The organism is Pannonibacter sp. I15F10I1 (assembly GCF_900185665.1).
Taxonomy (GTDB): domain Bacteria; phylum Pseudomonadota; class Alphaproteobacteria; order Rhizobiales; family Stappiaceae; genus Pannonibacter; species Pannonibacter indicus.
Genome location: NZ_FYAN01000019.1, coordinates 76,454 through 98,676 on the forward strand (window position 1 = coordinate 76,454; position 22,223 = coordinate 98,676).

General features: G+C 63.6%; 22 protein-coding genes. 3 read left to right on the forward strand and 19 right to left on the reverse strand.

Features of this window, described 5'->3' with window-relative positions; translation table 11 throughout:
* The first annotated feature begins 58 nt into the window (after window positions 1-58).
* Together IF10I1_RS12700 and IF10I1_RS12705 are read left to right on the forward strand one after the other, a co-directional pair.
* Window positions 59-1,192, forward strand: a complete 1,134-nt coding sequence (locus tag IF10I1_RS12700) for a GNAT family N-acetyltransferase (RefSeq protein ID WP_186392944.1) — start codon at window positions 59-61, stop codon at window positions 1,190-1,192.
* A 92-nt stretch (window positions 1,193-1,284) separates the two neighbouring features.
* Window positions 1,285-2,130 carry a methyltransferase gene (locus tag IF10I1_RS12705; protein WP_122519461.1) on the forward strand — a complete coding sequence of 282 codons (846 nt, stop codon included), beginning with the start codon at window positions 1,285-1,287 and terminating at the stop codon, window positions 2,128-2,130.
* Between the two features lie 27 nt (window positions 2,131-2,157).
* Here the strand turns inward: IF10I1_RS12705 and IF10I1_RS12710 are convergent, their stop codons facing one another.
* The 6 genes from IF10I1_RS12710 to IF10I1_RS12735 all read right to left on the reverse strand — a co-directional run bounded on the left by IF10I1_RS12710 (window position 2,158) and on the right by IF10I1_RS12735 (window position 7,978).
* Entirely contained in the window at window positions 2,158-2,991 is an 834-nt protein-coding gene (locus IF10I1_RS12710; RefSeq protein WP_186392943.1) for a GNAT family N-acetyltransferase, read from the reverse strand.
* On the reverse strand, window positions 2,988-3,752 hold the full coding sequence (locus IF10I1_RS12715; RefSeq protein WP_186392942.1) for an aspartate/glutamate racemase family protein: 765 nt from the start codon (window positions 3,750-3,752) through the stop codon (window positions 2,988-2,990). Before IF10I1_RS12715 ends, IF10I1_RS12710 begins: the two co-directional genes overlap by 4 nt.
* Window positions 3,749-4,567 carry an ABC transporter permease gene (locus IF10I1_RS12720; RefSeq protein WP_186392941.1) on the reverse strand — a complete coding sequence of 273 codons (819 nt, stop codon included), beginning with the start codon at window positions 4,565-4,567 and terminating at the stop codon, window positions 3,749-3,751. The genes IF10I1_RS12715 and IF10I1_RS12720 overlap by 4 nt, the downstream gene beginning before the upstream one ends.
* A 1-nt stretch (window position 4,568) precedes the next feature.
* Window positions 4,569-5,489, reverse strand: a complete 921-nt coding sequence (locus tag IF10I1_RS12725; RefSeq protein ID WP_186392940.1) for an ABC transporter permease — start codon at window positions 5,487-5,489, stop codon at window positions 4,569-4,571.
* 80 nt (window positions 5,490-5,569) lie between these two features.
* The gene (locus IF10I1_RS12730) at window positions 5,570-6,859 is read right to left on the reverse strand and encodes a PotD/PotF family extracellular solute-binding protein (protein ID WP_186424527.1); all 1,290 of its coding nucleotides are present in this window, start codon (window positions 6,857-6,859) and stop codon (window positions 5,570-5,572) included.
* A gap of 36 nt (window positions 6,860-6,895) precedes the next feature.
* On the reverse strand, window positions 6,896-7,978 hold the full coding sequence (locus tag IF10I1_RS12735) for an ABC transporter ATP-binding protein (protein ID WP_186392939.1): 1,083 nt from the start codon (window positions 7,976-7,978) through the stop codon (window positions 6,896-6,898).
* Between the two features lie 259 nt (window positions 7,979-8,237).
* Between IF10I1_RS12735 and IF10I1_RS12740 the strand changes: the two genes are divergently transcribed.
* Entirely contained in the window at window positions 8,238-8,951 is a 714-nt protein-coding gene (locus tag IF10I1_RS12740) for a GntR family transcriptional regulator (RefSeq protein ID WP_186415218.1), read from the forward strand.
* A 112-nt stretch (window positions 8,952-9,063) separates the two neighbouring features.
* On the opposite strand, the gene yghX is transcribed toward IF10I1_RS12740, so the two are convergent.
* The 13 genes from yghX to IF10I1_RS12805 all read right to left on the reverse strand — a co-directional run bounded on the left by yghX (window position 9,064) and on the right by IF10I1_RS12805 (window position 22,057).
* On the reverse strand, window positions 9,064-9,951 hold the full coding sequence (gene yghX / locus IF10I1_RS12745; RefSeq protein ID WP_186415288.1) for a YghX family hydrolase: 888 nt from the start codon (window positions 9,949-9,951) through the stop codon (window positions 9,064-9,066).
* 148 nt (window positions 9,952-10,099) lie between these two features.
* Window positions 10,100-11,338: a class I SAM-dependent RNA methyltransferase gene (locus IF10I1_RS12750; protein ID WP_186415217.1), complete on the reverse strand. Its 1,239-nt coding sequence runs from the start codon at window positions 11,336-11,338 to the stop codon at window positions 10,100-10,102.
* Between the two features lie 454 nt (window positions 11,339-11,792).
* Window positions 11,793-12,536, reverse strand: coding sequence for a TlyA family RNA methyltransferase (locus IF10I1_RS12755; protein WP_186415216.1), 744 nt, complete (start codon window positions 12,534-12,536; stop codon window positions 11,793-11,795).
* A gap of 33 nt (window positions 12,537-12,569) precedes the next feature.
* A complete protein-coding gene (locus IF10I1_RS12760; protein WP_157757070.1) occupies window positions 12,570-12,707 on the reverse strand; it encodes a hypothetical protein in 138 nt (45 codons plus the stop codon).
* A 42-nt stretch (window positions 12,708-12,749) separates the two neighbouring features.
* Window positions 12,750-13,364 (reverse strand): SCO family protein, encoded by a 615-nt coding sequence (locus IF10I1_RS12765; protein WP_186415215.1) that lies wholly within the window; start codon window positions 13,362-13,364, stop codon window positions 12,750-12,752.
* 8 nt (window positions 13,365-13,372) lie between these two features.
* Window positions 13,373-13,873, reverse strand: coding sequence for a copper chaperone PCu(A)C (locus IF10I1_RS12770; RefSeq protein ID WP_058897760.1), 501 nt, complete (start codon window positions 13,871-13,873; stop codon window positions 13,373-13,375).
* 72 nt (window positions 13,874-13,945) lie between these two features.
* Window positions 13,946-14,365 (reverse strand): hypothetical protein, encoded by a 420-nt coding sequence (locus tag IF10I1_RS12775; protein WP_123193702.1) that lies wholly within the window; start codon window positions 14,363-14,365, stop codon window positions 13,946-13,948.
* Between the two features lie 60 nt (window positions 14,366-14,425).
* Window positions 14,426-15,787, reverse strand: coding sequence for an MFS transporter (locus IF10I1_RS12780; protein WP_186415213.1), 1,362 nt, complete (start codon window positions 15,785-15,787; stop codon window positions 14,426-14,428).
* A gap of 77 nt (window positions 15,788-15,864) precedes the next feature.
* On the reverse strand, window positions 15,865-17,784 hold the full coding sequence (gene dxs / locus IF10I1_RS12785; RefSeq protein WP_186415212.1) for a 1-deoxy-D-xylulose-5-phosphate synthase: 1,920 nt from the start codon (window positions 17,782-17,784) through the stop codon (window positions 15,865-15,867).
* A 366-nt stretch (window positions 17,785-18,150) separates the two neighbouring features.
* Entirely contained in the window at window positions 18,151-19,176 is a 1,026-nt protein-coding gene (locus IF10I1_RS12790; RefSeq protein WP_186415211.1) for a helix-turn-helix transcriptional regulator, read from the reverse strand.
* A 193-nt stretch (window positions 19,177-19,369) separates the two neighbouring features.
* Window positions 19,370-19,639 (reverse strand): exodeoxyribonuclease VII small subunit, encoded by a 270-nt coding sequence (locus IF10I1_RS12795; RefSeq protein ID WP_019963041.1) that lies wholly within the window; start codon window positions 19,637-19,639, stop codon window positions 19,370-19,372.
* A 90-nt stretch (window positions 19,640-19,729) separates the two neighbouring features.
* Window positions 19,730-20,659 (reverse strand): histone deacetylase family protein, encoded by a 930-nt coding sequence (locus IF10I1_RS12800; RefSeq protein WP_058900489.1) that lies wholly within the window; start codon window positions 20,657-20,659, stop codon window positions 19,730-19,732.
* A gap of 411 nt (window positions 20,660-21,070) precedes the next feature.
* A complete protein-coding gene (locus IF10I1_RS12805; RefSeq protein ID WP_186415210.1) occupies window positions 21,071-22,057 on the reverse strand; it encodes an L-threonylcarbamoyladenylate synthase in 987 nt (328 codons plus the stop codon).
* Window positions 22,058-22,223 lie beyond the last annotated feature (166 nt).

The following is a 22,223-nucleotide window of genomic DNA, read 5'->3' on the forward strand; positions in this document are numbered from 1 at the left end:
GAAAATGTAAATGCCTTTGCGTTAGCTTCTTGACTGATGAAAGACGGAAAGGGGTAGCATGCAGGCCGCGTTGAATGATCATCTGGCTGAAGTGCCGGAGCCGAAGGCTGCCCGCCTGGTGCGCCCGATGCGTCAGGATGATCTTCCGGTGGTCGCGGGGCTCTTTGGCCGCGTGTTCCGGCCCTCCGGGGTTAGGGATGCGGCCGCGCTCGAAGCCTATCTCGGCGAATTGCTGTTCGGCAGCCCATCCTACAGCGAGGCATCCGGCAGTCTCGTGCATGACCATCCCTCTTCAGGTGTCACGGCCGCGGTCTTGAGCGTTCCCATGACTTTCAATGTTGAGGGAGCGCGCGTGACGGCGCGGCTGCTTTGCTCTTTCATGTCTGAGGGGCGGGAAGGGCGGTCTGGGGCCGCCCGGATTTCAGGGGCCTTGAGGGCCAAGAGGCAAGACTTTTTGCTGTCAGACAGCGCTTCTCCCTTAAGCGCCAAGCACTGGATTGCTGTCGGCGGTCAGGTGCTGACGACGCAGAGCCTCGAATGGCGGCGCATCTTGCGTCCGGTTTCCGCTGCCCGGGTGATTGCAGGCCAAAGGCTGCCTCGTCTGCGCCCCTTGCTGGCGTTGCTGCCTTGTGGCGCGGTTGACGTTCTTGCCCGGCGGCTGAAGCCTGCGCTTGTGCCGGAGGTGCGGAACGAACTTAGCGTGGAAGAGACGGATGCAGCCGTTTTCCTCAAGACCGCAAGGCCGTTGCTCTCTCGGTTTCCTGTTCACCCCTTGTGGCCGGATGAGGAGTTCGCCTGGCTGACCGGCCTTGCCGCGCAAAACCTAGCTCTTGGCACATTGCGCTTTGGCTGCATTCGCGATGCAAGTGGCGTTTTTGCCGCACTAGCTTGGTACACTGACGGGCGCAAGGCGACGGTTCTGCATTTGCTGACGGAAGAGGGCCGGGAGTTTGACGCGGTCACTTCCATGCTGGCCGCCTTCGAAGCTGCAGGGCATGTGATAGCTGAAGGCATGGCACAGCCCTTCTTGATGCGTGCGCTGCTCTCCCAGCGCTGGATCAGCTTTTCCCCGCGCGGCTTTTTTTGCATCGGTAGCCGCTTTTCGAGTGTCAATGACGCCGCGCGCCGCGGGGATCTTTATGCGGGCGGCTTTGCCTCGGAAAGCTGGAGCCGGCTGTTGACGGATCTTTGATCCGCTCCCCAGCATGGTGATTGCGCCTGTCCTTTTCGGGCGGAGAGCGGTAAGACGCGATCAGAAATACCGCACGCAGGAAAGGGCTGACCATGGCCGAAGAAGAAGAGACCGCATCCTTCGACGAGGAAGCGCTGGCCGGGGTCTATAATCGGGGCCTCGAGCTCGAAAAGGCCGGGGATCTGGATGGTGCGGAAGCCGCCTACCGGGAAGCCCTGACCATTGACCCAGCGGACCATTGCGGCGCCAGCGTGCGCCTGGCCGCCATGGGCCGGGACACGGCGCCCGATGCCATGCCGGAAGCCTATGTGGCGACGCTCTTCGACCAGCATGCAGATGTGTTCGAGGCCATTCTCGTCGATCAGCTCGGCTACTGCGTGCCGCTCCTGCTGCGCGAGCAGCTGCGGAGCCATGCGCCGGGGCCTTACAACACCGGGCTGGATCTGGGTTGCGGCACGGGGCTCACCGGTGAGGCGCTGGGCGATATCTGCGAGGCGATGACCGGCGTCGATCTGTCCGAAAAGATCGTCGAGATCGCCTTCGACCGGGAGGTCTATACCGACCTTTACGTCGGCGAGGCGGTCGCCTTTCTGGAGGAGTTCGAGGACGACGACGGCCAGCGCCCGGTCTATGACCTGATCGCTGCGACGGACGTCTTTCCCTATCTCGGCAAGGTCGAGCGGATTGTGGCAGCGGCGGCAGACCGGCTGAACCCGGGCGGCGTTTTCGGCTTCTCGACCGAGACCCTTCCGGACGAAGCGCTGGGCGGGAAGGACTATCTCGTCGGCCCGAAGCGGCGCTATGCCCATTCCCAGGGATATCTGACCCGCGTGCTCGAAGCGCATGGCTTCACCATTCTGGCCATGGACCCGATCACCGTGCGCCTGGAAGAAGGCGAGCCGGTGCCCGGCCATCTGGTGCTTGCCCGCCGGGGCTAAGAAAAGCCGGGCCGCATGGATCTGTTGCTAGCCCAGTTCGAGGGTCGTGATCCCGAACACACCATCCAGCCGGATGGCAGGGGCTGGACCGCAGTACATGCGGCTCGTCTCGAAGCCGGGGGCAAATCCGGCGTCTTCCAGAAAGCGGATGAAGCCTCCGGCCGTCTGCGGGACGTCGATATGGATGCCGCCCTCGCATCCTTCTGCGAGCGCTGCGAACAGGGGCCCGGCAACGGCTGCATCTTCGGCGAAGAGCGGGCCGATCTTCCAGCCCTCGCGGCAGGGGCGCGCCACCCCATACCCACGCAAGGTGCTGCCCTCGAACGCGGCAAGCGCCCGGCGCGGCCGCGTCAGCCACTGGCTGAGAAACCCGGTTCTCGGTGCTGGAAAATATGCGCGGTCGAAGGCTTCAACGGCCGGCATGTCTGCGCTTTCCAGCGGGCGGATGCCGCCAGCTTTGTCCGCGTGGGCAGAGTGTCCGCTGTAGCGGATGGTCCTGTACTGTGAGACGAAGCCCATCGAGCGGTAATTCGCCTGCTGTTCCGGTACGCCATCAAGCCCGATGGTCCGGCCCTCAAGGTGCTTGAGGCCTGCGTTCCAGACGGCTTTGCCATAGCCTTGCCCGCGAAAGTCCGGATGGCAGATGTAAAGCCCGATGAAGCCGAAGTCCTCGCCATAGCGGACGGCCGAGATCCCGGCAGCCATTTCTCCTTCGGCGAAGGCGCCCAGGAAGCCGCGGGCATCGGCGGCCTGAAACACCGCGGCATCGTCAAGGCCGGGGTTCCAGCCTTCGGCCTCAGCCCAGCCGATGAGCTGTTCCACTTCCGCCGTGGTGAGCTGGCGGATCACGGGGCCGGTCATTGTGCAGGCTCCGCTTCATGGGCAAAACCGGACAGAAGACCGGTAAAGGGTTTGCGGGCCGGCGTCGAATAGGCTCCGCGCTTGCCGGTCGACAGCCCCAGAGCCAGCAGCGCCTCGGCCTGCTTGACCGCTGCCCCCACGCCATCGATGACGGGGACTTTGAACTCGCGCTGCAGGGAAGCAGCCAGATCCGCCATGCCGGCGCAGCCCAGAACAATGGCTTCTGCGTGGTCTTCCCCAAGCGCACTTGAAATCTCGCTGCGCAGCCGGTCCACCGCATTGGAGGCGGGGTTTTCCAGCTCCAGCACGGGCACGCCCGCAGCGCGCACGCGCACCCGCGAACTCATCCCGTAGCGATGCACAAGCTCCTCGACCGGAACGATGGACAGATGCGACATGGTGACCACGGTGATGCGCCGGGCGACAAAGGAGGCAAGGCTGAGCGCTGCCTCGCAGATGCCGATCACCGGAATGGTGGCCAGAGCACGTGCGGCATCAAGGCCCGTATCATCGAAACAGGCAATCACGGCGGCAGCAGCGCCCTCACGTTCGCCCTCGCGGATGGCCGTCAGGACGCCGGGAATGGCCAGCACCTCGTCATAATAGCCTTCGATCGAGGCGGGCCCCATGGCGGAGGTGACCGCGCAGATCTCGCTGGATGGTGCGGCGGCCCCCCGGGCGGCTTTGGCAATGGTCTGTGTCATCGATGCCGTGGTGTTGGGATTGATGACGAGAATGCGATGGTTGCTGATGGCCGTCATCCCTTGGTCCTGCGCCGGTTGAGCCAGACGATGACACCGAGGACCGTGGCAATGACCGTCAGCGAGAACAGGGTGGTCACGGTGCCGAGTGCATAGAGTACAGGCGTCGTCACGTTGGTCGTCATGGCATAGATTTCGAGCGGCAGCGTGTTGTAGGTGCCTGCCGTCATCAGGGTTCGCGCGAATTCGTCATAGGACAGCGTGAAGCCGAAGAGCCCGACGCCGGTGAGCATCGGCGCGATCATCGGCAGGACAACATGGCGGAACGTCTGCCAGGACGAGGCGCCAAGGTCGCGCGCCGCTTCTTCGTAGGAGGGGGAAAAGCGGTTGAAGACGGCGAACATGATCAGAACACCGAATGGCAATGTCCAGGTCAGGTGCGCCCCGAAGGCCGAGCCGTACCAGGAGGGGCGCAGGCCAAGCTGCTGGAACATGACCCCGATCCCGAGCGAGACGACGATGGACGGAACGACGAGGCTGGCGACCGAGAGATAGAACAATGGCGTTGCGCCGGAAAACCTGCGCCGGAAGGCAAGTCCGGCCAGCAGGGAGACGAGCACCGTCACGCTCATCACCATCAGTCCGAGCGTGAAGGAGCGGCGGAACGAGCCGCCGAAATCACCGACGGCCTGCTGCTGGGTGAGGTTGTGGAACCAGTGCAGCGAGACGCCGTTCATGGGGAAGGTCAGCCCGCCGTTCGGCCCTTGAAACGACAGCATGACGATGGCCGACAGCGGGCCGTAGAGGAAGACGACGAACAGGGCGAAAAAGACCGCGAGCACCCAGAAGCTGCGTCCGCGTTTTTCGGAGATCATGTCAAAGCTCCTTGCGGATATCGACGGCGCGCAGGATTGCGGCGACCATCAGCAGCACGACAATCAGCAGCACCACCGCATTGGCGGAGGCCGCCGGATATTGCAGCAGGGACATCTGGTTGCGCATCATCAGCGCCACCGAGGCGCTCTGTCCGCCACCCATCACCAGAACGGTGACGAAATCGGCCATCACCAACGTGACGACAAAGATCGTGCCGATGGCCATGCCGGGCTTGGCAAGCGGCAGGATGACGTTCCACAGGATCTGGAAGCTGCTGGCGCCCGCATCCCGTGCGGCCTCGATGAGCGAACGGTCGATGCGCATCAGCGTGTTGAAGACCGGCGTCACCATGAACAGCGTGTAGAGATGCACCATGGCCAGCACGATGGCGAAGTCCGAATAGAGCAGCCATTCGATGGGCTCGGATATGATGCCGGCCTGCATCAGCCCGGAGTTCACCAGCCCGTTGCGCCCCAGCACGGGGATCCAGGAGATCATGCGGATGATGTTCGACGTGAGAAAGGGCACGGTGCAGACGAGGAACAGCACCATCTGCATGGCGGTCGTGCGGATGTGGAAGGCGAGGAAATAGGCCACCCAGAACCCGAGGACCAGCGTGATGGCCCAGACCATGGCCGCATATTTCAGCGTGTTGAGATAGATCCGCCAGGTCACCCGGGAACCGAGGGTTTCGGCATAGTTGGTCATGACGAAATCCGGGTAGAGCCGGGCAAAGTCATAATCCCAGAAGCTCACCACCGCGATCATCAGGACGGGGGCCAGCAGAAAGAACCCGAGAATGGCCGCAAGGGGAAAGGCCTGGAGATAGGCGGAGAACCGGTCAAAAAACGCGGTCAGCACACCGGCGGCCGGTGTGCCCGTGACCGGAACCGCTGACGGCTTTGCGGCTTGCGATGCCATATGGCTGTCTCCCAGGGAATATCCGCTGACTGTGACCGGTCCTCCTCCCCGCGACAGCAGGGAGGAGGGGGATGCGATGATCAGGAGGCGATGAACTCGTTCCAGCGGCGGACCATGTAGCGGTCTTCGTCCATGACCGAGTTCCAGCAGGCAACCTTGCCCATGCGCTCTTCGAAGGAGCCGCCGTCGCGGACGGCGCCGGCCGTTTCCATGACCGTGCCATCGGGGGCAAGAATGTCGCCCTGCGCAGGCTTGCCCTCGATCCAGTAGCCCCATTCATCCGCCGACATGTAGTCCTTGGCCGTTTCCATGCAGGCCGAGTAATAGCCTTGGCGGTTGAGATAGCCGCCGACCCAGCCGGAGGTGTACCAGTTGATGTACTCATAGGCCGCGTCGAGCTTGGCGCCCGACAGGTGGGCGGCCAGGCCAAGACCGCCGCCCCAGGAGCGGTAGCCTTCCTTGAGGGGCTGGTATTTGCAGGCAATGCCGCGCGAACGGACGGCGGCGACGGCGGGTGACCACATGGACTGGATGATCACTTCGCCCGATGCCATCAGGTTGACGCTCTCGTCGAAGCTCTTCCAGAAGGCGCGGAACTGGCCGTTGCGCTTGGCTTCGATGAGGAAGTCGATGGTGGCATCGATTTCCTGCACCGTCATGTTGCCCTTGTCGGCATAGGTGATGTTGCCCATCGCCTCCATGATCATCGCAGCGTCCATGATGCCGATCGAGGGGATGTTGAGGATCGAGGTCTTGCCGCGGAAGGCCGGGTCCATGATATCGGCCCAGGTCGTGATTTCGCGGCCCACCAGATCCGGGCGGATGCCCAGGGTGTCGGCGTTGTAGATGGTCGGGACCATGGTGAACCAGCCGGTTTCGCCCTTGGCAAAGGTGCGGCTGTCCGGCCCTTCGACGAAGCCCACCGTGTGGGGCGCCGTGCCTTGCGCAATCACGCTGTCCGGCAGCAGCTTGCCGGTTTTGAACAGCGGCACGATCTTGTCGTAATAGGTGAGGCGCGAGATATCCATCGGCTGGATGACGCCCGACGGGAACACCTTCTTCAGGATCCAGTATTCGATGTCGGCAATATCGTAGCTGTCCGGCTGGGTGACGGCGCGCTGGGCGGCAGCATCGGAATCGCTTGCCGTCATCTCCAGCGTGATGCCGAGGTCTTCCTTGCACTTTTCGGCAATGGCATTGAGGTTGGAAACGCCGGTGCCGAACTGGCGCAGGGTGATCGGGTTCTGCGCCCAGATGGTCGGGAAGCCGGTGATGGCACCCGAACCGGCGGCAAGACCGGCGGCCGCAGCCCCGGCCTTGAGAAGCGAACGCCGGGAAATATCAGTCTTGCTGCTGGTCTTGTCTGTCATGGCATGTCCCCTTGTTTTTGATGCTGCGAGATCTGGTCAAATCCGGCCAAGAACGATGGCGTCTTCGGCATCCCACGCGAATGGAACGGCCTCGCCGCGCTTGACGGGATTCGTGTAGAAAGCGCCGTCGCTGACGATTGCGGTGAACTCTTCCACACCTGGCCCCTCCGCCGTCAGCTTCACGGTCGGTCCCAGATATTCGATGTTGGTGATGATGCCGGTGAAGCCGAGGCCCGGACTTGCCGGTTGCGCCAGCCTGACCTTGTGAGTGCGCACGGCGATATCGGCTGTGCTGCCGGTTTCCGCGGCGCCCCCGGATGCTGCGAAACTGCCGCCGCCGGACGTCTCGATGAGGACGCTGTCCCCGGTGGTGCTGGCAACGCGCCCCGTGATGACATTGTGGTCGCCCATGAAGCGGGCAACGAAGGCCGTCGCCGGGCGCTCGAAGATGGTGCGGGGGCTTGCTGCCTGTTCGATCCGGCCATCGTTCATGACCACGATCAGATCAGCCAGAGCCATCGCCTCTTCCTGGCTGTGGGTGACGTGAACGAAGGTGATGCCGAGCTGGTGCTGCAGACGCTTGAGTTCGGCGCGGACCTTGATCTTCAGAAACGGGTCCAGTGCCGACAGCGGCTCATCCAGCAGCAGCACTTCCGGATCGGTGATCAGGGCGCGGGCGAGGGCAACGCGCTGCTGCTGCCCGCCCGAAAGCTGCGCCGGGCGGCGCTCCGCATAGGGCTCCATCTGCACCAGACGGAGCATTTCCAGCGCCTTGGCCCGGCGTTCGGGCTTGGCCATGCCCTTCATCTTCAGGCTGAAGGCAACGTTGTCGGTGACGTCGAGGTGAGGAAACAGCGCATAGGACTGGAACATCATCGCCGTGCCGCGCTTTGCGGGCGGCAGATCGTTGATCATCGTGTTCCCAAGCAGGATATCGCCCGACGAAATGGCCTCATGGCCGGCAATCATGCGCAAGGTCGTCGACTTGCCGCAGCCGGACGGCCCCAGCAGGCAGCAGTAGCTTCCGGCCGGAATCTTGAGACTGATCGAGCGGACGGCCGTAGCCGTGCCATAGACCTTGGAAACGGAGGCGATTTCGATGGTGGCTGCTTTGCTCATGCGGCGTTCCTTGCTGGACCATCGCTTCGCATCATTCGTGCCAGTTTGCGGTTGGCTGCCTAACCTGTTGTTTTGAAAAGGAATACTGGTTGAGCCTGTGATTTGTGCCGATGCCCGGCCCACGCGCTGCTTAAAAAATACCCGATTGCGTTCAATGAACTGAATAAATTGTATGCAATATTTTTATGCGAATGTATGCAAGAAAGGATTTGATCCCGCGCGTTTCGGAGTAAGAAATGGTGGGCAGAACAGGGGAGCTATGGGCACCATCGATTCGACATCACAGGGCGGGCCGCAGGCCGGGGATGACCGCACCCAGGCCATCCGCGATCATTTGCGCGATGCCATCATCGACCGCCGCCTGGCACCCGGCGCCAAGCTCACCGAAAGCGAAGTCGGGGCACTGTTTGACGTGAGCCGCACCGTCGCCCGCGCCGCATTGCAGATGCTGTCGTTTGAAGGGCTGGTGCGGTTCGAGCGCAACCGTGGGGCCTTCGTGGCAAATCCGACGCCTGCGGAAGCCCGGCAGCTTTTCGCTGCACGGCGGCTCGTCGAACCGGGGATTGTGGCTTCCGTGATCGAGAACGCCACGCCCGCCGACTTTGCCCGCCTGCGCGAGCATCTGATCGAAGAGCAGGGCCACATGAATGCGCGCGGGCCGAACGCGCGCCGCGCCGAGATCAAGGCTTCAGGTGAATTTCACCTGCTGCTGGCAGCCATCGGCGGCAACCAGATCCTGCAGCGCTTTATCGAGGAACTGATCGCCCGGTCCTCGCTGGTGATCGCGCTTTACGGGCGGACAGGCTCGTCCAGTTGCGGCCTGGACGAGCACCGCCAGATTGTCGATGCGCTTGAAGCTGGAGATGCGAAAGGCGCCGAGGCCCTGATCATCCATCACATCGATCATATCGAAATGGATCTGGACCTCGACACCCGCTCCGGTCTGGCGCTGCGGGAGGCCCTGCAGCTTTAGAGCAGTTCCAGCAAAAGTGGGAACCGGTTTTGCGTCCGGAATTGCGTGAAAACAAAGAGATAGAGCACTCTCGGCGGCCCGTTTTTCAACGAAAGTGCTCCAGGTTCCGCGCCTATCCCAGATGTTGCTTGAAGAAGGCGATGGTGCGCTCTTCGGCGAGCTTTGCGGCGGCCTCGTCGTAGCGCGGCGTGGTGTCGTTGTGGAAGCCGTGGTTCACGCCGGGATAGATATAGGCCGTGTAGGTCTTGCCATTGGCCTTCAGCGCTTCCTCGTAAGCGGGCCAGCCCGCGTTAATGCGCTCATCCAGCTCCGCATATTGCAGCAGCAGCGGTGCCTGAATGGCCGGAACGCCGTCCAGCGGCGCCTGGCGGCCATAGAAGGGCACGCCCGCCGCAAGCTCCGGATAGGCAACGGCAATGGCATTGACCACGCCGCCGCCATAGCAGAAGCCGACGGCTCCCACCTTGCCGGTGCCGTCCTCGCGGGCGAGCAGATGCTCGAAACCGGCGAAGAAGTCATTCATCAGCTTTTCCGGATCAACCGTCTGCTGCAGTTCACGGCCCTTGTCGTCATTGCCCGGATAGCCGCCAACGGATGTGAGCCCGTCCGGCGCCAGCGCCATGAAACCGGCCTTGGCGAGCCGCCGTGCCACATCCTCGATGTAGGGGTTGAGGCCCCGGTTCTCGTGAATGACGAGAACAGCCGGCAGCTTTGCAGCGGCTCCTGCGGGCTTCACCAGATAGCCGTTCACCTCGCCATTGCCATTGGGGGAGGCATAGGTGATGCGTTCCGCCACGATCCCGGCATCATCGGGCGCCACCTGCTGGGCGAGGGCGTAGTTGGGGGCCAGCTGATCCAGCAGCATGGCGGCCGTAACGCCCGCGACCGTAAACTTGGCGGCCCTTTCGAGGAAGTCGCGCTTGGTGATCTTGCCGTGGGCATAGAAGTCGTAAAGGTCGAGCAGTTCCTGCGGGAAATCCCGTGCGGTCTTGCGCTGCATGGGCGTCATGTCGTTCATGATGTGCTCCCTGTCGATGATGGCCCGTCCCCGGACGGTGCCATTCGCCAGCTGGTACACTAATGCGCCTTTATGCCAGTTCGAGGCTGATCAGCCTCAAGCACGCAAACGTGAACGTCCTGTCTTGCCGTTACGCCCGTTCCAGCGCCGCCACCACTTCCACATGCGGGGAGTAGAGGAACTGGTCCACCGGCGTCACGCGGGTGACCTTGAAGCCGCCGTCGATCAGGATGCGCAGATCGCGGGCGAGGGTGGCCGGATTGCAGGAGACGGCAGCAATGCGCTTCACCTTGGAAAGGGCCAGCTGCTCGGCCTGGGCCTGCGCGCCCGTGCGCGGCGGATCAAAGGTGACGGCATCAAAGCCTGCAAGCTCCGCTGCCATCAGCGGGCGGCGGAACAGGTCGCGCCGCTCGAAGGTGATCTGCCTGAGGCCTGCCGGCTGGCGCGAGGCCCGGTCGAGAGCGGCCACGGCTGCGGCCTCGCCTTCCACCGCATGCACGGACATGGTTTCGGCCATGCGGAAGGTGAAGGTGCCGATGCCCGCGAAAAGGTCGGCCGCCTTCTTCGACTTGCCGAGGGCTGCCAGAACCAGAGTGGCCAGATGGGCTTCGGCCTCGGCAGTGGCCTGGGTGAAGCCGCCGGGCGCCGGAACGGCAGCCACCTTGCCCATCGGCAGGGCCGGGGCGCGGGCTTCCAGAATGATCTCGCCATCGACGGAAAGGCGGGCAAGACCGAGATCCGCCGTCAGGCCGGAGAGCTGCACGAGCTTCTTCTCGATGCCGGGCGCCACATTGGCCAGAGCCACATCAAGTCCCGCCTGTGTTGCCAGAACGGTAAGCCTCAGCTCGCCCTTGCGCGGCATCAGCACTTCGGCAAGGCGCTTGAGACCCGGCACGGCAGCCACGACCTTCGGATCAAGAACGGGGCATTCGGTGATGTCCACCAGCCGGTTGCTGGCGCGCTCGTGATAGCCGAGCAGCAGCTTGTGGCCAGCGCGCACAGCCGTCAGCACGGCGCGGCGGCGGGAGCCCGGCGCACTTGGGATGACTTCACCCACCGGCACCTCGATGCCCCGGTCTTCCAGAGCGCGCACCACCTGATCCCGCTTGAAGGCGAGGTATTCGGGCTCGGCCATATGCTGCAGCGAGCAGCCGCCGCAGGCCTCGAAATGGCGGCAGGTGGGCTCCACGCGGACCGGGCTGCGGGTGAGGATTTCGAGGATCGAAGCCCGGTCCCCTTGCGCCTTCACGCGCAGCACGTCGCCCGGCAGTCCGCCGGGAACGAAAAGGGGGCCTTTCGGGCCAGATGCCAGCCCGTCGCCCAGGTGGCCGAGGGCGGTGATGGTGATGTCGATTGTCGCGTCCGTCATCGCCGTGCGATACCCCGCCCCGCCACCAACCGCAAGCGCGGAATTGCGAGGGAGATATTGTGACAGAAGCCCTTCTTCTTGCGCAGCCGAATTCTTCAATCAATTAAAGACGTATAGCCGTAGTGATGCATTTGTTTCCTGGCGGGACTTTTGCCGCCCCCCTCTCCCTGGTGGGGAGGGGTAAGGGGTGGGGGGCTCTGAGCCCGCAACTTACTGAAAGATAGATATTTTTCTAAATTGGCAGTCATCACGAACTGCAACTCGGGATCAATTGGTTTTCTCTGCCGGACGGAGAGGCGTTCCCCCCACCCCTACCCCCTCCCCACCAGGGGGAGGGGGGCTGAAACACCGTGCCGAAGTTACCAAACTGCTGCCTTTTTCTAAGGTATGAAGTGCTTCGATTGCGCTGTGCTTTACCAACGGTGAGAGAAGGACCGCGGCCTAATGCTTATCCTCAGCCGTCCTTGCGGCCGTAGAGCAGAAACTCGCGGTTGCCGTCGCCGCCGGTGATGGGGGAGGGGATGAGGCCGTGCGACTTCCAGCCGGGCAGGGCATCGAGCCAGAGGCGCAGGTCTTCGGCGCAAGGCTCCACCAGATCCGGCTGCACCAGGCCGCCCTTGCCGATGCCCTGACGGCCCACCTCGAACTGCGGCTTGACCAGAAGAATGGCTTCGGCGCCGGGTGCTGCAAGCTCAAGGGCCGGAGGCAGGGCGAGTTTCAGGGAAATGAAGCTGACGTCAGAGACGATCAGCTGCGGCGCTTCGCCCTCAAGGTCTGCCAGCGTCAGGTCACGGGCGTTGAGCCCGTCACGGCGGTTGACCTTCGAGTTGGAGGCGATGCGCTCATGCAGCTGGCCGTGGCCTACATCGATGGCGTGGACACGGGCCGCACCACGCTCCAGCAGCACCTGCGTGAAGCCGCCGGTGGACGCGCCGACATCCAGACAGGTCTTGCCGGCAGGGTCAACGGGAAAGGCCTCCAGCGCTGCCAGCAGCTTCAGCGCGGCGCGGGAGACGTAGTTTTGTGCAGGGTCGGCCAGCGTGATGTTCTGGGTGGAAGCAACAAGCTGCCCCGGCTTGGTGATGACCACGCCATCGATACTGACCGTGCCGCGCAGAATGGCATCGCGGGCACGGGCGCGGCTCGGGGCAAGGCCGAGGTCGGCAAGGCACTGGTCAAGGCGCTGGCGGCTGGACATGCGGGCGGGGTTCCGGAGGGGTGATGCCGGTGTTCAGAGGCAGCCGGCGAGGCCGGCCACCAGAACATCGAAATAGAGCTGCTCGCCATAGCGCAGCCAGCCGAAACCGGCCAGCGCAATCAACGCTCCGCCCGTCAGCCCGCCTGCCGCGATCCAGCGTCCAGATACCACGTCCAAAGTCTCCCGTTGTCCTGCGGCCGCAGGGGCGAGCTGTCAGGCCCCGTTGCGGGCGATCAGGTTCTTCAGCTTCTGCAGCGCAGTTGCCTGATCTTCCTCATAGGCGATGGTGCCGACGAAGCGGTTGCTGCCATCCATGAGGTAGATCATCGCCGAATGATCCATCGTATAGCCGCCGCCGTCCAGCGGAACTTTCTTGGCATAGACGCGGTAGGCCTTGATCACCTCGTCGATCTGCTCGCGCGAGCCAGTCAGCGGCGTGATGCGCGGGTCGAAGGCCGCCACATAGTCGCCGATCACCTGCGGGGTGTCGCGCTCCGGATCAACCGACACGAAGGCATAGCTCATCTTGTCCGCATCCGGCCCGAGCTGCTCGATCCAGCCCTGCAGGTCCGACAGGGTGGTGGGGCAGACATCCGGACAGAAGGTGAAGCCGAAGAAGATGGCCAGCGGCTTGCCGGCAAAATCCTTGTCGGTCACTGTCGTGCCGTCGCCGCGCACGAGCGTGAAGGGGCCGCCGATGCTGGCAACGGACGCAACCTGCGCCCCGCCGCCGTTCTGCATCTGCGAGACGGTGACATATCCTGCGCCGATGGCGAGGGCGGCAACTGCCGCCCAAGCGCCGTAGCGGATGAATTTCAGAGAAGACATGTTCCCTCTCAGTGGCTGTGGGCTGCCCCGTTGTGGCTGCCGTGGTCATTGCCCTTGGCGCCCATCTTTTCGACTTTCAGCGTCACGTCGATGGGGCCTGCCTTTTCAAAGGTCAGGGTCATGGGAATGCTTTCGCCTTCCACCAGCGGTCCCTTCAGCTCCATGAGCATGATGTGGAGGCCGCCCGGCTTCAGCTCGGTGTCCTGACCGGCCGGCAGCGCGATGCCGCCTTCGACTTCCCGCATCTTCATGATGCTGTCGACAACCGCCATTTCATGCAGCTCGACGCGGCCTGCAGCCGGGGACGTTGCAGAAATCAGCTTGTCATCGGCTGCACCGCCGTTGTGCACCTTCAGGAAGCCGCCGGCTGCCGGAGCATTCGGCGGGGTCGCACGGGTCCAGGGGTGGTTGATGACGAGATCGCCGAGCTTGTACTCATGCGCCATGGCGGAGGAGGCAAGCAGGGCAAGGGCAGCGGCAGCGCCGGCAAGGGTCTTCAGAATGGTCATGTGTCTTCCAGTCATGTAGGGCGGCAGCATCAGGCATGCCGCAGATCATCAGAGGTGAATGCGTGCGGGATGTCAGATCGCAGGCGGTGCCCTGATGGCCTTGCCGGTCAGCAAGGCTTCTGTGACGGGAAGAGACTGGTTTTGCAGCAGCGGCAGGACCGCCGCTTCCGGAATGCGCAGGCTTGAATCGCTTAAGGGCGCGGCAAACAGCGGGCCGGTGATGGCAATGTGGCAGCCCGTGGCACAGACGCAGGCTGCCGGATCATGCGGCGCCCTGGGTGCTTCAGCAGGCGTATCGCCGGGCAGGGTAGCTTCGACACTCTGGCTCATGCCGAGACAGATGCTGCCGAAGTCCACATCCCCGGCCAGCGCCGCCGCATGGGCAGGCGAAGCCAGCAGGAAGAGCCTGAAGACAAGGGCAATCACCGCCATCAGCGCGAATGGCGTGCGTTCCGTGCGCAGGATTGCAAACAGGCTCGAAGGCGTCTTCATGGGCGCACTATGACTATTTCCTGTGCAGTGTGCGAGCGCAAATTTGCCGCACCTTGCCCCTCACGCGGTGCCATCCGTCTTTTCCGTGTCCTGTCCGGCGCCGGGGACATTTTCCTCCGTGACACCGGGCTCGGCCGGATCGAAGGCCTGTGTGTCATAGGCCGGGAATTCTTCCGGCGGAATGATGAGCGGATCGGTGGTGTCCAGCGGATCGGGGGCGATGACCGAGCCGACCTGCGCGGTAGCCGCGTATTCGAAGCCGGTCTTGTCGGCGCGCGAGGGGGTCTTGCGGGCCAGCAGACGGCCGGAGACGAACAGGATCGTCACCACCTGCACCAAAGCCACCTGGGCATAAAGCCCTTCCGAGCCCATGACATACATCAGCAGCGAGGCTGACATGGGGCCGAGGATCGAGCCGATGCCATAGGCGAGCAGCAGGCCGGAAGAGGTCTCCACATACTCTGCCGGATCGGCATGGTCATAGGCGTGGGCCATAGCCACCGAATAGGCGGGCTGCAGGAAGGCGCCGACGCTCATGGTCATCAAGGTGGCGATGAGGGGGCTTGATGGTTTGAACACGACGATGAGGCAGGCCATCGTCAGGGTGGCGAGGGCGAGGCCGACGAGCACGAAACGCCGGTCGATGCGGTCCGACAGGCGGCCAAAGGGCCACTGGGCAATTACGCCGCCGCCGATGAAGGCTGCGGCATAGAACGCGGCCTGATCATTGCTGAGGCCGATCTGCGAGCCATAGAGCGGCGTCAGCGTCCACATGGCGCTGCTGGCGACACCGACAAGAAAGCAGCCGACAAGGGCGGCGGGCGAGGTGATGTAGAGTTTCACCGGGCGGAAGCGCACCAGCGTGATCGGCGCGGGCTGATTGGCGTTGGTCAGCGACACCGGGATGACCGCGAGGCTGACCATGACGGAGGCCACGGCAAAGGGCAGGAAGCTGGTGATGCCGGTGGCGGTGATCGACACCTGACCGGCCATCATCGCTGCATAGAGCACGACGATATAGACCGACATGATGGTGCCGCGGTTGCGGTTGTCGGCCGCCTCGTTCAGCCAGCTTTCGACGATCATGTAGAAGCCGGCGAGGCAGAAGCCCGAGATGGCGCGGATGAGGCTCCACGAGATCGGGTCCATCAGCACCGGGTGCAGGATGACGGCAGCCGACATCAGCGAAACCAGCGCCGCGAAGGCCCGGATATGACCGGCACGCATGATCACGTAGGGCGAGCCAAGGCAGCCGAGCACCATGCCGACAAAGTAGAACGACGACATGAAGCCGATTTCGAGATCGGAAAAGGACGCCTGCTGGGCGGCAAGCGGCAGCAGCGTGCCCTGCAACCCGTGGCCGACGAGCAGCAGCGCCACCGAGGCAAGCAGGGCGGAGATGGAGGCCAGAGCCTTGATCATGATGTCATCCTCAACGCACGCGCGGCAGCAGTCTACCCGGTGGTTGTGAAAATTTTCGTTCTGCTGTGCCGGTGCACTCAGGCGCGCAGGGCAAGACCGGCGGCGTCCTTGCCCAGCACCTCGAAGACCTTGCGCATGATGCCTTCGGCGTTGAGGCCTGCGTCGCGGTACATCACGTCCGGCTTGTCGTGCTCCTGATAGCGGTCGGGCAGGGTCATGGTGCGCACCTTGAGGCCTTTGTCCAGCGCGCCAAGCTCGGCCAGCGCGCTCAGCACATGGCTGCCGAAGCCGCCAACGGAGCCTTCCTCGACGGTGATCAGCACCTCATGCTCGCGGGCGAGCCGCGTCAGCAGATCCAGATCCAGCGGCTTGGCGAAGCGGGCGTCGGCCACGGTCGTCGAAAGACCGGCCGCGTCCAGTTCATGCGCCGCCGTCATGCACTCCGCCAGGCGGGTGCCGAAGGACAGAAGAGCTACCTTGGTGCCTTCCTTGCGGATGATGCCCTTGCCGATCGGCAGCACCTGCCCACGTTCCGGCAACTCGATGCCAAGGCCTTCACCGCGCGGATAGCGGAAGGAGATGGGGCCTTCGTCATGGGCTGCAGCGGTTGCCACCATGTGCTTCAGCTCGGCTTCGTCGGCCGCTGCCATCACCACGAAGCCGGGCAGGCAGGCGAGGAAGGCCGTGTCGAAGGCACCCGCATGGGTGGGGCCATCGGCGCCCACCAGCCCCGCACGGTCGATGGGGAAGCGCACGGGCAGGCCCTGGATGGCGACGTCATGCACGACCTGATCGTAGCCGCGCTGCAGGAAGGTGGAATAGATGGCGACGAAAGGCTTGTAGCCTTCGCTGGCAAGGCCCGCACCAAACGTGACGGCATGCTGTTCGGCAATGCCGACGTCGAAGACGCGGGTGGGGAACACCTGCTGCATCAGGTCAAGGCCCGTGCCGTCGGGCATGGCTGCGGTGACGCCGACGATCTTCTCGTCACGCTCGGCCTCTTCCACCAGCGCACGGGCAAAGACGCTGGTGTAGCTCGGCGCGTTGGCCTTGGGCTTGTCCTGCTTGCCGGTGATCACATCGAAGCGCGCGACGCCGTGATACTTGTCCTTGGCGCCTTCTGCCGGGGCGTAGCCCTTGCCCTTCTGTGTGACCACGTGAATGAGCACCGGCCCCTGATGGGTGTCGCGCACATTCTTCAGGACGGGCAGCAGATGGTCCATGTTGTGGCCATCGACCGGGCCGACGTAATAGAAGCCCAGCTCCTCGAACAGGGTGCCGCCGGTCCAGAAGCCCCGGGCATATTCCTCGGCCCGCGCCGCCTTTTCCTGCAGCGGGCGCGGCAGGGTGTGGGCAATCTTCTTGGCAGCATCGCGCAGCGACTTGTAGGTCGGGCCCGAAACGAGCCGTGCCAGATAGGCGGACATGGCGCCCACCGGCGGGGCGATGGACATGTCGTTGTCGTTGAGGATGACGATCAGCCGCGAGTTGAGCGCCCCGGCATTGTTCATGGCTTCATAGGCCATGCCGGCGGAGATCGACCCGTCGCCGATGACGGCGATGACATTGTTGCTGCGCCCGTCCAGATCCCGCGCCACGGACATGCCGAGGCCGGCGGAAATGGATGTGGAGGAATGGGCCGCGCCGAAGGGATCAAACGGGCTTTCGCTGCGCTTGGTGAAGCCCGAAAGGCCGCCCGGCTGGCGCAGGGTGCGGATGCGGTCGCGCCGTCCGGTCAGGATCTTGTGCGGGTAGCACTGGTGACCCACGTCCCAGATCAGCCGGTCATCGGGCGTGTTGAAGACATAGTGCAGCGCCACCGTCAGTTCGACGACGCCAAGGCCCGCGCCAAGGTGCCCGCCGGTCTGGGAGACTGCATCAATTGTTTCCGTGCGCAGTTCTTCGGCCAGCTGGCGCAGGTCGCTCTCGGGCAGGGCGCGCAGGGCGTCCATGCCGGTGATCCCGTCAAGCAAAGGGGTATGCGGCTTAGAAGACACGCTTTGGGTCACTCCATGACACGGCAATGATGCGGCGCAAACAAGGTTCGAGCCTTACACCAACCATCTGGGCGGCGCAAACCGTTCGGCAAGGCCCGTCAGGTTCCGGAGCGGGAGTCGTGAAGCGAATGGCAATCCAGGCGCTGAAAAATCGTACCATAAGCCCCTGATTGTCACCCGAAAGGGTGATGCAGCAAGGTTTGAAATGTCCTAAGGGTTACGCGTGGTCGATGGGGCCACGTGCACAGTGATAACTTGGACCGTGTTTCGGCACGGTCCTTTTTTTTAAGCCATGGATGACCTTACGTCAGGCGTGGTGAGCTTATCCAGCGGAAACCGCCTGGGGATTTGAGGGGACTGGTCAGGTTACGGATAGAGGCTCGCGAGCCTGAAGATCACCTGAGCCAGTTCCAGCTGGGACCGCGTGCCGGTCTTTTCATAAATCCTGCGCAGATGGGTCTTGGCGGTGTTGCGCGTGACGGACAGCGAATCCAGCGTGTCGGTCAGGGAGCCGCTGACAACGAGAAAAAAGGCAAGCCGCGCCTCACTTTTCGACAGGCCATATACCGCTTGCAGCGCAGTGCCGATTTCTTCGGGCAGATTGCGCGGCAGATGAATGCGGATCAGCACATGGGAAGCGCCTTCCTGTCCCTCCTGCCCGGTCACTGTCATCACGATGCGGCACGGGGTCCCGCTTTGCGTGATGAGAACAAGCTCCTGCGGCCGGGACAGATCCGTTTCCCGCTTTGCCGAGCGGCCGGATCCGAACAGGAGGCCCGGCGTCAGCCGGTCGAGCAGCGGATCCAGCTTCTCTTCCAGTTCCTTGGCAAGAATGTTCAGCCTGCCCGCCCGCACTTCCACAAGGTCGTTCAGGCCAAGTTCGTCGAGCGTGGTGCCGCAAGACGTGACAATCCGCCGCGTGCTGTCGATCAGAAGGGACAAGTGGCTGCCGGATTGCAGCATCAGCCGCATCTGTCCCGCTTGCTGCCGGGCCTCTCCAATGCGGGCAGCACAGTCCAGCGCCAAATTGAGGCGCCTGGACAGCAACTCGATCAGACAAAGCTCCTGCGTGCCGAAGGGCGGCTGCGGGGCCTCACGGAACGCGGCGAGCAGAGCCTTCTGCCCGTTCCTGTCATAGATACGGGACATCAGCGCCTTTTTAGAACGCAGGTCATCCTGCGCTTCAGGGGGAGTCGGCGCCGGGCTCTGAGCGGGGCTGCTGATCTTGCGCTTGCAATGGAAAGTCAGCTGATCCGCATCATGCAGCATATAGGCTATGATGGATTTGCCGCTTTCCACCTGGCTGCGGGCCAGATGAACGAGAACCGGCTCGGCCACGGCCCTGTCGCAAAAGCGTGCATCATGGCGTCCGTCCGGTCCGAACGTCAGCAAGACAAGCCTTGCGTCAAGTATCTGGTTCAGTGTGCTGCAGATGCGTGGCCAGCCGGCGGGTTCCAGAATGGCATCCAGAAGCCCCTCAAGCTCCCTGTTGAGAGCGGCAACAGGATCGTCAGGCCTGCCGCACCCGGGTGTCCGGCTGTTCCCGTCCGCCTCCATCGGCTTATGAACCTCTGTGACGGGCCGTTCAGGCCTCAGGGTCAAGCGGCACGGTCTTTGCGGCGCGGCCGTCAGCGCCAAGCTGGATCTTCTCCACCTTTTCTTCCGCAGCTTTCAGAAGCTGGTCGCAGCGTGCGCGCAGCCTGTCGCCGCGCTCATACATCTCGATGCTCTTTTCCAGCGGCACATTGCCCTGTTCCAGAGCCCTGACGATGCTTTCCAGCTGGCTCAGTGCCTCTTCAAAGGACAGGGCAGCCAGAGCCGCAGCTTCGTCGTGGGAAAGCGTTCCGTTTGCCATGGTGTCATCCTCGCCGGTTGGTCAGGCTGGCGACCCTTGCCGGAACGCTGCCGGGCGTCAAGCCTGACAATCCTGTTTTGCCGAAGTTTCCTACCCTGTCATCAGCGTCATGACATGGGCGGCCGTGGAGCGGGCCAGCCCTTCAAGGTCATAGCCGCCTTCCAGCAGGGAGACCACACGCCCGCCGGCATGCTGGTCCGCCACATCCATCAGCACGCGGGTGATCCAGCCGAAATCGGCTTCCACCAGATTGAGCCCGCCGAGCGGATCGCGCGCGTGGGCATCGAAACCGGCGGAGATGATGATCAGCTCCGGCTTGAAGGCTTCCAGCCGCGGCAGGATGCCGGTTTCCACAGCCTCGCGGAAGATGGCGCCGTCATCGCCTGCGGACAAAGGCACGTTGACGATCGTATCCGCTTCGCCGCGCTCGCTGGCGGCACCCGAGCCGGGGTAAAGCGGCATCTGGTGGGTGGAGCAATACATGACGGACGGATCGGCCCAGAAAATGTCCTGCGTGCCATTGCCGTGATGCACGTCGAAATCGACGATGGCGACGCGGCCAATGCCATGGACAGCCTGTGCGTGACGGGCGGCAATCGCGGCGTTGTTGAACAGGCAGAAGCCCATGGCCCGCTCATGTTCCGCGTGATGGCCGGGCGGACGCGATGCCACGAAGGCATTGCTGACCTTGCGGGTCACCACTTCATCGACTGCCTGACAGGCCGCGCCTGCGCCGCGCAGGGCCGCCTCCCAGCTGCCGGGGGAAAGCGTCGTGTCCGCGTCGAGCCGCACCAGCCCTTCTTCCGGCGCAGCCTTGTAGAGCCGGTCCACATGCGCCATGGGATGGGCCCGGGCGATGGCCTCCACCGTGCCCATTGCGGCCGTTTCCCGCTCCAGCGCCTGAAACCGCTCGTGCTCCAATACCCTGTCGATGGCCCGCAGCCGGTCCGGCCGTTCCGGATGGCCGATGGGCGTCAGGTGATCGAGAAAGCAGGGATGGGAAATCAGAAGGGTGGACAAGGATCTGCGCTCCTCCGCAAGAACAGGGGTGCCAGTGAGCGGCATTTCATCCCGGCCTGTCAATCCGTGAGGTCACGCTTGCGCTGATTGCTGAGGAGAAGGGAACTTGAGGGGGCGGCAGACAAAACAAAGGACTTGGCCACAAGGTCAAGTCCTTCTGAAGGTGCGAGCATCGCTATGCTCGGGGGAGGTCCGCTGCATCTCCTATCCTCAAGACTATTGGTAGCTGATTCTGTGCCGCCTCACGCAGGTGATTACAGTAACAATTGTCAGACAGGCTGTGCATAAGCCAGCTCATCAACGGGGTTCAACGGGTTTGATATTGGCGAAATATTCAGGCAGGTAAAATGCTTACGCGGATCAGCCTAGGAAATTTCAGCAGGATGATGTCCCGGCCGGTCAGAGGCACGCTCACCTTGGGGCAGCGGCGCGGCGCAGCCTGTCGTTGATTGCTTCGCCCAGTCCTTCGCCGGGGATCGCTTGCACCGCGATGACGGCGGCCCCGCTCGCATCCAGCTGGCGCAGGGCGGAGAAGAGATTGGCCGCCGCTTCCACCAGATCGCCGGTGGGGGAGAGGTTGAGGCAGGCCCTTGCCTGGTCTGCACCGGGCAGACCTTCGGGGCCAAACAGCAGCGCAGCTTCACCGGCTGCGATGCTGTTCGCCTCAAGCCGCACGGCGGCGGCGGGGGCGTAATGGGAGGTCAGCATGCCGGGGGCCTGCGGCGCGTGATCATCGGCGGCGGCGCGGATCAGGCGGCAGCCCAGCACCGCTTCGATCTCTTCCGCCGGAACGCCGCCGGGCCGCAGCAGCGCCGGAGTTTCGCCCGTCAGGCTGACGATGGTGGATTCGATGCCGATGGGGCAGGGGCCTGCGTCGATGACATGGGCCACCTTGTCCCCCAGATCGGCAATCACTGCATCCGCATCTGTTGTTGAAATGCGGCCCGAGAGATTGGCGCTGGGCGCCGCCAGCGGGCGGCCAAGCCGGCTGGCGAGCCAGCGCATGACGGGCGCGGCAGGCACGCGCAGCGCAACGCTGTCGAGGCCTGCGGTCGTCAGGCTGGCGATGGGGGATGCCGGATTGCGCGGCACCACCATGGTCAGCGGCCCCGGCCAGAAGGCTGCGGCCAGCGCCTTTGCCCTGTCATCAAACAGGCCGTGTTGCTCCGCCGCTTCGAGGCTCTCCACATGCGAGATCAGCGGATTGAAGCTCGGCCGTCCCTTGGCTTCATAGATACCGGCACAGGCGCGCCCGTTCGTGGCGTCGGCGGCAAGGCCGTAGACGGTTTCCGTCGGCACGGCCACCAGCTTACCCCCGGCCAGCGCCTCCACCACCGGCTGAAGCAGGCCGGACATCATCCAGTCGGTGGACTTCAAATCGATGGGCCAGCGCTGCATTCTGGGGCTCCGGAAGCCGGGGCGGCTGCGCTGTGCCAACAGAAAACGGCGCGGCCTGCCTCTGGGTAATGTATTGACGTTTACGTAAACTGCGGTACGTTCGCAGGAGACACATGAGATGCGCGGCTTTTGCGGACTTCAGCGGTCCACGTCAAGCACCAAGCGC

What these genes read in the sequence shown, in the direction of transcription:
- IF10I1_RS12730 (WP_186424527.1), bottom strand. Translation starts at nt 6,859, where the DNA reads ATGACAGACAAGACCAGCAGCAAGACTGATATTTCCCGGCGTTCGCTT.
- IF10I1_RS12705 (WP_122519461.1), top strand. Translation starts at nt 1,285, where the DNA reads ATGGCCGAAGAAGAAGAGACCGCATCCTTCGACGAGGAAGCGCTGGCC.
- IF10I1_RS12740 (WP_186415218.1), top strand. Translation starts at nt 8,238, where the DNA reads ATGGGCACCATCGATTCGACATCACAGGGCGGGCCGCAGGCCGGGGAT.
- IF10I1_RS12715 (WP_186392942.1), bottom strand. Translation starts at nt 3,752, where the DNA reads ATGACGGCCATCAGCAACCATCGCATTCTCGTCATCAATCCCAACACC.
- IF10I1_RS12700 (WP_186392944.1), top strand. Translation starts at nt 59, where the DNA reads ATGCAGGCCGCGTTGAATGATCATCTGGCTGAAGTGCCGGAGCCGAAG.
- IF10I1_RS12725 (WP_186392940.1), bottom strand. Translation starts at nt 5,489, where the DNA reads ATGGCATCGCAAGCCGCAAAGCCGTCAGCGGTTCCGGTCACGGGCACA.
- IF10I1_RS12805 (WP_186415210.1), bottom strand. Translation starts at nt 22,057, where the DNA reads ATGCAGCGCTGGCCCATCGATTTGAAGTCCACCGACTGGATGATGTCC.
- IF10I1_RS12795 (WP_019963041.1), bottom strand. Translation starts at nt 19,639, where the DNA reads ATGGCAAACGGAACGCTTTCCCACGACGAAGCTGCGGCTCTGGCTGCC.
- IF10I1_RS12735 (WP_186392939.1), bottom strand. Translation starts at nt 7,978, where the DNA reads ATGAGCAAAGCAGCCACCATCGAAATCGCCTCCGTTTCCAAGGTCTAT.
- IF10I1_RS12720 (WP_186392941.1), bottom strand. Translation starts at nt 4,567, where the DNA reads ATGATCTCCGAAAAACGCGGACGCAGCTTCTGGGTGCTCGCGGTCTTT.
- IF10I1_RS12750 (WP_186415217.1), bottom strand. Translation starts at nt 11,338, where the DNA reads ATGACGGACGCGACAATCGACATCACCATCACCGCCCTCGGCCACCTG.
- IF10I1_RS12770 (WP_058897760.1), bottom strand. Translation starts at nt 13,873, where the DNA reads ATGACCATTCTGAAGACCCTTGCCGGCGCTGCCGCTGCCCTTGCCCTG.
- yghX (WP_186415288.1), bottom strand. Translation starts at nt 9,951, where the DNA reads ATGCAGCGCAAGACCGCACGGGATTTCCCGCAGGAACTGCTCGACCTT.
- IF10I1_RS12710 (WP_186392943.1), bottom strand. Translation starts at nt 2,991, where the DNA reads ATGACCGGCCCCGTGATCCGCCAGCTCACCACGGCGGAAGTGGAACAG.
- IF10I1_RS12775 (WP_123193702.1), bottom strand. Translation starts at nt 14,365, where the DNA reads ATGAAGACGCCTTCGAGCCTGTTTGCAATCCTGCGCACGGAACGCACG.
- IF10I1_RS12765 (WP_186415215.1), bottom strand. Translation starts at nt 13,364, where the DNA reads ATGTCTTCTCTGAAATTCATCCGCTACGGCGCTTGGGCGGCAGTTGCC.
- IF10I1_RS12755 (WP_186415216.1), bottom strand. Translation starts at nt 12,536, where the DNA reads ATGTCCAGCCGCCAGCGCCTTGACCAGTGCCTTGCCGACCTCGGCCTT.
- IF10I1_RS12780 (WP_186415213.1), bottom strand. Translation starts at nt 15,787, where the DNA reads ATGATCAAGGCTCTGGCCTCCATCTCCGCCCTGCTTGCCTCGGTGGCG.